Consider the following 9,200-nt stretch of genomic DNA (forward strand, 5'->3'; position numbering starts at 1 on the left):
GGCGCGGAGCCGTCCGCCGGGTACGCCAGCCGGCCACGACGGCCACCCCGCCGACCAGCAGCGCCACCGCGAGCGCCGAGCCGGTGACCCGGAGCCGCGCCCGTCGGTCGGCGAACCGCCGGAGCGCCTCGGGGTGCGTCAGCTCTTGGCCGTCGGCGGCATCGCTGAGCGACCGATACATCTCGGACAGTTCACGCGACATCGTTGGCCTCCAGTTGCACCGTGGCGAGTTCGGGCAGCAGCGCGGCGAGGCGGGCCCGGCCCCGGGAGAGCCAGGACTTCACAGTGCCGACCGGGACGTCGGTCTCCCGGGCGATCTCCTCGACCGACATGTCGAAGAGGTAGTGCAGGGCCAACGCCTGCCGGTGGGCGGCGGGCAACTGACGGAGCGCCCCGACCAGGAGCACCCCGTCCTCGCTCGGCGGGGGTGCGACCGCCGGCGGCCCGGTGCGGCTCTGCACCGCCCGCCAGCGGTGCAGCCGCCGCCAGCGGTCGGTCGCCAGCCGGGCCACCACGAGCCGCAGCCACGCCTCCGGCGCGGGATGCGCCGACAGTCGCCCCCACTGCCGCCAGGCCCTGGTGTACGCCTCCTGCACCAGATCCTGCGCCTCGCTGTGGTCGCCAGCGACCGCGTAGCCGTACCGCACCATCCGCCGAGCGGTGCTGCGGTAGAAGTCATCAAAGCTCTGCGCGTCCCGCACCGCCGACCCCCCTCGTTCCGACCCCGTTGCAAGGAGGACGGCGGACCGGCGGCACAGGTTGCGGGGCTGGCCGGACGTGTCGGCGAGACGACAGATGCGGATAGATCGGGACACAGCGAAGCCCCCGCCGTGCGGACCTGATCTGGTCCGGCGACGGGGGCTCCGCGCGGAACTGCCCTCGGTGTGCGGTCAGCCGCCGGCGCTCGGGCTCGGCGACGGGCCGCCGCTGGGCGAACCGCCCGGGTTGGCGGCCTGCTGCGCCTGCTGGAACGCGGTGAGCGCCTCGTCCAGCGCCTTGAGTGCGCGACCGTACCGCTCGAAGTCACCGGACGTCTGCGCGGCCCGGACCTCGGTGATCGCGCTCTGCACCCGGTCCGCCGCGGTGGCCAGCTCGCCGGTCGGCGGCGGGGTGCCGGCGCTCGGCGGCGGCGTCGGCGACGACGGCGTGGGGGTCGGCGTCGGGGTCGTCGGGTTACCCCCGGTGCTCGGCGGCGGCGACGTGCCCTGCCCAGCCTTCTTACCCTGCTCGACGAGCTGCTTGATGCCGTCGTTGATGTTGTCGGCGAGCGCCACGAAGGAGCCACCGTCACCGTACGAGAGCAGCACCTTCTGCAACAGCGGGTACGCGTCCTGCTGGTTGCTCTTCACGTAGACCGGCTCCACGTAGAGCATCCCGTCGGCGAAGGGCAGCGAGAGCAGGTTGCCGTACTGCACCTGCGCCTGGTTGCTGGAGAGCAGGTTGAGCTGCTGACGGATGTTCGCGTTGTTGGTCATCTGCTGGTGCACCTGCACCGGGCCGGAGATCCGGGTCTGATCCGGCAGCTCCAGCACCTCCAGCCGGGGCTTCCCCTCGACGTACGACCCGGAGATCAGCGCGGCGAGGTTCTGCCGGCCGTTCGGGGTGACCGCCGAGGTGAGCTGGAACCGGGGGCTCTCCTGCCCCGGGAACTGGGTGAAGAGGTAGTACGGGGGCTGCTTCTGGCCGCTGTCCGGAGCGTCCGGCACGTTGGGTACCTGCCAGAAGTCCTGCGCCGAGTAGAAGTCACCCGGGTTGGTCACGTGGAACTTGGTGAGCAGGTTGCGCTGCACCTTGAACATGTCCGCCGGGTAGCGCAGGTGCTCGGTCAGCTCGACCGGGATCTCCGCCTTCGGCAGCACCAGGTCACCGCCGAACGCCTTGTTCCACGCCTTGAGCACCGGGTCGGTGTCGTCGTACTCGTAGAGCTTCACGGTGCCGTCGTACGCGTCGACGGTGGCCTTCACCGAGTTGCGCATGTAGTTGACGTTCTCCCGGGCCAGCTGAAGGTGCCCCGGTTGGTCAACTCGTCGGTGGTCTCGGTCTGCAGGTTGACCCGCTCGGCGTACGGGTAGGTGGCCGCCGTGGTGTAACCGTCGACGATCCACTGCACCCGACCGTCGACCACCGCCGGGTACGGGTCGCCGTCCAGGGTGAGGAACGGCGCGACCTTCTCCACCCGGTCGCGCGGGTTACGCACGTAGAGCAGCTTGGAGTCCTTGTTGACCGCCTCGGAGAGCAGGAAGTTCGACTCCTGCTCCTTGATGGCGTAGAGCAGCCGGCGGGTGAAGGAGCCGATCTCCACGCCGCCCTCACCGGTGTAGGTGTAGGACTCGCCGCCGCCCTCACCGACCGGCCTGTCGAACTCGGCCTTCTTGTTCGGGTCGGACTGCCCGACGATCGCGTAGTCGTCGGCCGCCATCCGCTCGCCGTAGTAGATGCGCGGCTGCTTGGCGGGGATCTGCTCGGTCTGCGAGGAGCACGCCTCCTGGGTCTTCTCCCCCAGGAAGCCGGAGACGAAGAACGGCTGTCCACCGCAGACCACCTGGTTGGCCGGGGCGGCCACCAGTCCGTACCCGTGGGTGTAGACGGTGTGCCGGTTGATCCAGGTGTTCTGCTGGTCGGTCAGCTCGCCGTAGTTGATCTCCCGGACCCCGACCACGTAGTCGGAGGTCTTGCCGTTCACCCCGTACCTGTCGATGTCCAGCTTGGGGCCGAAGTCGTAGAAGCCACGCACCTGCTGGAGCTGGGTGTACGTCTCGCTGACCAGCTGCGGGTCGAGCAGTCGCACGTTCGACACCACCGAGGTGTCGGTGGCCAGGTTCGCCGGTGGGGTGAGGTTGCTCGCCGCGTACGGGGTCGTCTCGGTCGCCCCCAACCCGAACGCCGCCCGCGTCGCGTCGATGCTGCGCTGGATGTACGGCGCCTCCTTGTCCTTGGCGCTCGGCTTGACCTCGAAGGTCTGCACCGCCCAGGGATAGATGCCGCCGATGGCCACCGCGGACACACCGAGCAGCGCCAGCGAGATGCCCGGCCAGACCAGGTTCCGCATCCAGGCGTTGGAGAACACGATGATCGCGATCGCCACCACGATCGAGATGTAGGCCAGGATCTCCTTCGCCGGCAGCAACGCGTTGACGTCGGCGTAGCCGGCGCCGTACAACTTGGCGCCCTCGTTGTACTCCAGCAACATCGCCCGCCGGTCCAGCACGTACGCGATGGCCTTCAACAGCACGAAGACCGCGACCAGGCTGCTCAGGTGCGCGCGGGCCGCGTTGCTCATCCGGTCCCCGACGCCCTGCAGGCGGACCCCGCCGAAGAGGTAGTGCACGGCCAACGCGCCGATCACGGCCAGCACCACAGCCGTGAAGGCGACCCCGAGCAGGTAACGCCAGAACGGCAGCTGGAAGACGTAGAAGCCGATGTCCACCCCGAACTCCGGGTCCTTGATCCCGAAGTCACCGCCGTTGCGGAAGAGCAGCCACTGGTTCCACCGGTTCTGCGCGGAGAGGCCGGCGAAGAGCCCGACCAGCGCGGCGGTCAGCGAGATCCAGGTGCCCAGCCGCGGGCTGAGCGCCATCCGGTAGCGCTCCAGGGTCGCCTGCTCCACCGAGTGCGGACGCAGTCGCGGGCGCAACCGGTAGGCCAGCCAGAGGTTGCCACCGACGATCACCGCCATGCCGAGGCCGATGGCGAGGAAGAGCAGCAGTCGGGTCAGCAGGACGCCTGTGAAGACCTCGGTGTAGCGGACCTCGTCGAACCAGAGCCAGTCGGTCCACGCCTGGACACCCCAGCCGAGCAGGGTGAAGAGCACGAACACCCCGACCAGGACAGCGATGGTGACGCGCCCGCGCCGGCTCATCCTCGGAAGGGGGCTGCTGCTACGCATGACCACTGTTGGCTCCGCACGCTCGATGTGATCGGCTCCGACCAGGCACCCAGAGTACGGGGTGTTCCTGAGCGGGTAAGGGCACGGTCACACCGGTCAGCAACGGGTCGGCTGACCACCCGCGCGCAACGTCTCCAGAGCGGTCATCGCCTCGTCCAACGAACCCACCCGCAGCAGCGGCAGGTCGGGCTGGGGATTGCGCACCGCCTCGGCGCAGTTGTCCGCCGGCACCAGGAACACCCTGGCCCCGGCGTGCTTCGCGCCGACCAACTTCTGCGCGATCCCGCCGATCGGACCGACGGCACCCTCGTCGTCGATGGTGCCGGTGCCGGCGATGATCTGACCGCCGGTGAGGTCGGCCAGGGTCAGCTTGTCCACGATCCCCAGCGCGAACATCAGACCCGCGCTCGGCCCGCCGATGTCCCCCAGGTCGATGCCGAGCGTGAACGGGTGCGGCTGCTGCTGATCGATCTCGACGCCGATCCGCGGTCGGCCGTCCTGCTCCCGGCTGGTCACCGTCGCGGTGGCCGGCACGCCGTCCCGGGTGTAGCCGATGGTCAACGCCGTACCGGCCGGCTTGGCCCGGACCAGCTCGGTGACCTTCGCGGCCACCGGCACCGGCTGGCCGTCGACCGAGGTGATCAGATCGCCGGCCTTCAGCGCCCCGGCGGCCGGGCCGTCCCCGGCCACCGTCTTGATCACCACCTGCACCGGGAAGCCCAGCTCCCGCAGCGCGGCGGTCTCCGCGCTGGTCTGCGACGCCTTGAAGTCCTCGGCATTACGCTGCTCGACCTGCTCGGTCGACTCCCCCGGCGGGTAGACCAGCTCGCGCGGCACCACCGCCTCGTCGTCGGAGAACCAGCCCGCGATCGCCCCGCGCAGCCGCACAGTGGGCTGCACCCCCACCGTGGTCAGCCGCAACTGCCCGGCCGAGGTCGAGGTCTCCCGCCCGGAGACCTGGATGACCTCCTTACCGTCGGCCGTACCGAGGGTGTTGACCGTCGGCCCCGGGCCCAACACCACGTACGGGATCGGCACCCGGAGCACCCCGATGCTCAGCAGGGCGGTGAACAGGGCACCGAGCAGGACCGTCAGGCCACGACGTCTCATGCCGCAGAGCGTACCGACCGGGCACCGGGCACCCGCCGGATGCGCCGCGCGACTTCGCCCTCAGCGCAACGCCAGCGGCGACTACCTGGGGCGCGGTCCGCGTACCGTAGACGTCGTGCCTGATATTCCGTTCGGTTTCGCGCTCCCGGGTGGGCAACCACCAGACCCCAACGATCCCGCGCAGATGCAGCAGTTCATGTCGCAGTTGCAGCACCTGCTCTCCGCGCCGGGCAGCGGGCCGGTCAACTGGGACCTGGCCCGGCAGGTAGCAGCCAGCCAGCTCGCCGCCGCCGGCGACCCGGCGGTGTCACCGTATGAGCGTCACGCGGTCGAGGAGGCGCTGCGCCTCGCCGACCTGTGGTTGGAGCCCGCCACGGCGTGGCCGTCCGGCATCCAGTCCCCGGTCGCCTGGAACCGCAACGAGTGGATCTTCAAGACCCTGGACGTGTGGCGCAAGCTCTGCGACCCGGTCGCCAGCCGGATGGTCGGCGCGATGGGTGACCTGGTGCCACCGGAGGCGCGCGCCCAGCTCGGCCCGATGCAGTCGATGGTGGCGACCCTCGGCGGCGCGCTCTTCGGTGGCCAGCTGGGGCAGGCCCTCGGTTCGCTCGCCGCGGAGGTGCTCTCCGCCGGCGACATCGGGCTGCCGCTCGGCCCGGCCGGCACGGCCGCGCTCATCCCGGCAAACATCCGGGCGTACGGCGAGGGCCTGGAGCTGCCCGAGGACGAGGTCCGCCTCTACGTGGCGCTGCGCGAGGCCGCCCACCAGCGGCTGTTCCAGCACGTCCCGTGGCTGCGTGGGCACGTGCTCAGCGCGGTCGAGATGTACGCCTCGGGCATCCGGGTCAACCGGGAGGCGATCGAGGAGGCGATGGGTCGGGTCGACCCCACCGACCCGGAGTCGATGCAGGCGATCGCGCTGGAGGGCATCTTCACCCCGGAGGACACCCCGGCGCAGAAGGCCTCGCTGGCCCGACTGGAGACCGCGCTCGCCCTGGTCGAGGGCTGGGTGTGCCACGTGGTGGACAGCGCCGCCAGTGACCGGCTGCCCAACGTCGTCCGGCTGGGCGAGGCGTTCCGCCGCCGTCGGGCCGCCGGCGGTCCGGCCGAGCAGACCTTCGCCGCGCTGGTCGGTCTGGAGCTGCGACCGCGCCGACTGCGTGAGGCCGCGGCGCTCTGGGCGGCGCTCAGCCAGCACCGCGGCATCGAAGGCCGCGACGCCGTCTGGGGCCACCCGGACCTGCTGCCCTCCGACGACGACTTCGCCGACCCGGTCGCGTTCGCGATGAACGACATGGACCTCAGCGAGCTGGACAGCTTCGACTTCAGCGCTCCCGGTGGGGTGGAGGAGAAGGCTCCCGGCAAGCCCGACGAGGCCGACGGCGACGACGACGCCAAGTCCTGACGTCCGAGCCCCGGGCGCCTGCACGATCAACAGCGAGCGCCCGGGCACGGCCGCCGTGGTTGGCTGGTCCACGGGCTGGTCGACCCGCCAGCCTTTCGAGCCCGTCGGCGGTTACTGGCCGTCGGGACACCGCCGGTCACACGCCCGTCGGCCCGCCGGTGTCGAAAGCTGGTCGGGGCGTCCGCGAGGTCGCTCGCATCCGAAGCCTGCTGGCACCGGGAGGCCGGCCGCGAGCTGGTCAGGGTCGTCCTGCGCCCGAGAGGAGCGCGCGGGTCGCTTCCCAGCCCTCGAAAGCCGGGTCCAGGGTGGCCAGGTCAGCCGGGCCGCGCAGCCGTCGCCAGCCGGCGGTGACCGCCACGTCCCCGGGTCGGGGCGCACCGGACCGCGCCTGCGCCGGTGTCGCCGTGTCCAACTCCAGCACTGGTAGCCACCCCGGCGTGGGCAGTCGCACCGCCACCCCGAGCAGCCCCGCACCGCCGCCCTCTACCGGGGCCACCGCTACCGGCCGGGTGGTGAGCGGGCGTAGCAGCTTGCCGACGGTCAGTGCGGGCAGGTCAGGCACGTCAGCCACCAGCACCGCCGCCTGGTCGTAGCCCTCCAGCGCGGCGAACACCGCGTTCGGCGTCGCCTCGTCCACCTCGTAGACGGCGGTCCCGGGCCACACCAGCGCATCGGCCAGGGCACGGTCGGCCGGCGTCACCGCGACGGCGACCTCCACCTCGTTGAGCGTGGCGAGCAGGTCGATGACGTCTTCCGCGAGAGCGGCTCGCCACTCGGCCCGGTCGACGCCGGGCGGCGACCAGTGAACCGGCCCGAGCAACGCCACCACCACCCGTCGTGCCATGCCCCGACCCTAGCGCCCCGCCCACCCAGACCGCCCGGCCGGCAACTCGCTCAGCCCAACCGCCACCCGACGAACCACCTCAGCTCACCGCCAAGTCCACCCAGCCAACCCGCCCCGCGAGTCGGCCCGAGCCGTCCAGCGGCGACCCGCGGCATGATCCACTCGATTTCCCGGAAATCGCGGCATCCCCACCGCGCGGACACCACGCTTCCCAAGAAACCGAGTCGATCTCGCTGGATGTTTGCCTACTGCTGGGGGGCGCTCAGGTTGGGAGCGGGGCGCAGGAGGCGGCGGCCACCCCTTCGAGGTAGCCGCGGGCGCGTTCCGACTTGGGGTAGCGACCGACCAACGCCCAGAACCGGGCATTGTGGCTGGGCACGATGAGGTGCGCCAGTTCGTGCAGCAACACGTAGTCGATCACCCAATCGGGCATCTCCTGGACGCGGTGCGAGATCCGGATGCTCCGGTCGGCCGGGGTGCAGGAGCCCCACCGGCCGTTCTGGTTGGTGACCCAGCGGACGCTGGCCGGCACCGCCTTCGCGGCGTACCCGGTGAGGTAGAGGTCGATGAGCCGGTTGGCGCGGGCCAGCAGCTCGGCGTCGGAGCGGGCGAGGCGCCCCTCCCGGGCGGCGAGCCGGGCGAGCATCCGGTCGACCCACTCGCTCTCCTCGGCGCGGGAGAACTGGTCCGGGATGAGCACGACGACTCGCTCACCGTCACGGTACGCGGACACCGTGCGTCGTCGGCGCTGGCTGCGCCGCACCTCGACGACCGGCTTACGCGTCCCCGCCATCACTGGCCCGCGCAGCCTCGGCTACGTGTCACGAAGGCAAGCTAATGCGTACTGACCAGGGGTCCGCAAGAGTCAACCGCACGACACGCGCCCAGAAAATGGCGATTGGTCGCCCGGCGTCCGGAAAATTTCTTGACTGCGGCGTCGGCGGGCTATCTCGTCACCCTTGGTGAACACCGGCGGCCCCGACACGTGTCACCCCCCACCGTAGGTGATCACCGTTCCGAATGCTGCCGCAGGGGCACTCGCACGGGTGGCTGTGAGGGTTTGGTCGGCGTGTCCCCGCCAAACTGACTTATCCGACCTATTTCGCCATGCACACTCTCGACGTCGACTTGCTCACAGGCCGATGCACAGCTGACATGGAACTGCCCAGACCTGGGTAGGGTCCGCGGACCAGCGGTCACGAAGGTGGCCGCGGAGTGAGACCCAGCGCCGGCGCCGTGTGGCCCGCCGCCGGGCACCCCGCCGGGACGGCATTGACCGGCGGACGAGACGAGGAGGGCACCGTGGCCGACCAGGCCCAGACGACCTACAACGGTTACTGCGTGAAGTGCAAGGAGAAGCGGGACTTCGAGGGGCACGTCGAGGTCTCGAAGACCGGTATGAACATGGCCAAGGGCAAGTGCCCGGTTTGCGGCACAACAGTGAACCGCATCCTGGGCAAGGCCAAGGTCTGACCCAGCCGGGCGGCGGGGGCGGGGTGGCCGGTGGCCACCCCGCCCCCGTTGCCGTCCAACGGGCGGCACCTGGGCCGCAGCGCTCTGTCGGGTGGCCGACACTCGCACCGTCAGGCTGTGGAAAACCCACGAAATCCTGTGGATAGCGCTGGACAGCGGCCTGGTCGACCTGTGGACAACGATCGACCGAACGCGAAGAAGCGGTCACGATTAGTGACCATGAGCCGCACCGCACTGCCCCGCCCCACGTTGCTCCCCGGCCTCAGCCGGCTCTGGCGGGATCGGCACACCCTCCAGCTCGGCGTCGGTCCCGGGCCCGCCGTGCTCCTGGAGTTGGCCAACCCCCGCGCCGCCCACCTGCTCGACCTGCTCGACGGCACCCGCAGCGAGCGCGCCGTGCTGGCCCAGGCGGTGGCCACCCGGGTCGACGCCGACGACGCGCGTAGCCTGCTCGACACCCTGCGGGCGGCCGGCCTGCTGGT

General features: G+C 70.9%; 6 protein-coding genes and 3 pseudogenes. 3 read left to right on the forward strand and 6 right to left on the reverse strand.

The window, feature by feature from the left end; genetic code table 11:
- The 4 genes and pseudogenes from JM949_RS30285 to JM949_RS30300 form a co-directional block, all read right to left on the reverse strand.
- Positions 1-202: pseudogene (locus JM949_RS30285) on the reverse strand (hypothetical protein); the annotation flags it as partial.
- On the reverse strand, positions 192-701 hold the full coding sequence (locus tag JM949_RS30290) for a SigE family RNA polymerase sigma factor (RefSeq protein ID WP_203151542.1): 510 nt from the start codon (positions 699-701) through the stop codon (positions 192-194). The gene JM949_RS30290 and the pseudogene JM949_RS30285, both read right to left, overlap by 11 nt.
- 189 nt (positions 702-890) lie before the next feature.
- Positions 891-3,886: pseudogene (locus JM949_RS30295) on the reverse strand (UPF0182 family membrane protein).
- 96 nt (positions 3,887-3,982) lie between these two features.
- A complete protein-coding gene (locus JM949_RS30300; RefSeq protein WP_203151543.1) occupies positions 3,983-4,996 on the reverse strand; it encodes a YlbL family protein in 1,014 nt (337 codons plus the stop codon).
- Positions 4,997-5,111: 115 nt separating this feature from the next.
- On the opposite strand from JM949_RS30300, the gene JM949_RS30305 reads away from it, so the two are divergent.
- Complete coding sequence (locus tag JM949_RS30305; protein WP_203151544.1) at positions 5,112-6,401, forward strand: zinc-dependent metalloprotease; 1,290 nt, start codon at positions 5,112-5,114, stop codon at positions 6,399-6,401.
- Positions 6,402-6,639: 238 nt separating this feature from the next.
- On the opposite strand, the gene JM949_RS30310 is transcribed toward JM949_RS30305, so the two are convergent.
- Together JM949_RS30310 and JM949_RS30315 are read right to left on the reverse strand one after the other, a co-directional pair.
- Positions 6,640-7,245, reverse strand: coding sequence for a hypothetical protein (locus JM949_RS30310; RefSeq protein ID WP_203151545.1), 606 nt, complete (start codon positions 7,243-7,245; stop codon positions 6,640-6,642).
- Between the two features lie 262 nt (positions 7,246-7,507).
- A complete protein-coding gene (locus JM949_RS30315) occupies positions 7,508-8,038 on the reverse strand; it encodes a M48 metallopeptidase family protein (RefSeq protein WP_203151546.1) in 531 nt (176 codons plus the stop codon).
- 509 nt (positions 8,039-8,547) lie between these two features.
- Between JM949_RS30315 and JM949_RS30320 the strand changes: the two genes are divergently transcribed.
- On the forward strand, positions 8,548-8,718 hold the full coding sequence (locus JM949_RS30320; RefSeq protein WP_167457767.1) for a DUF5679 domain-containing protein: 171 nt from the start codon (positions 8,548-8,550) through the stop codon (positions 8,716-8,718).
- A 219-nt stretch (positions 8,719-8,937) separates the two neighbouring features.
- A pseudogene (locus JM949_RS30325) lies at positions 8,938-9,200 on the forward strand (hypothetical protein); the annotation flags it as partial.

The organism is Micromonospora tarensis, from assembly GCF_016803395.1.
Taxonomy (GTDB): domain Bacteria; phylum Actinomycetota; class Actinomycetes; order Mycobacteriales; family Micromonosporaceae; genus Micromonospora; species Micromonospora tarensis.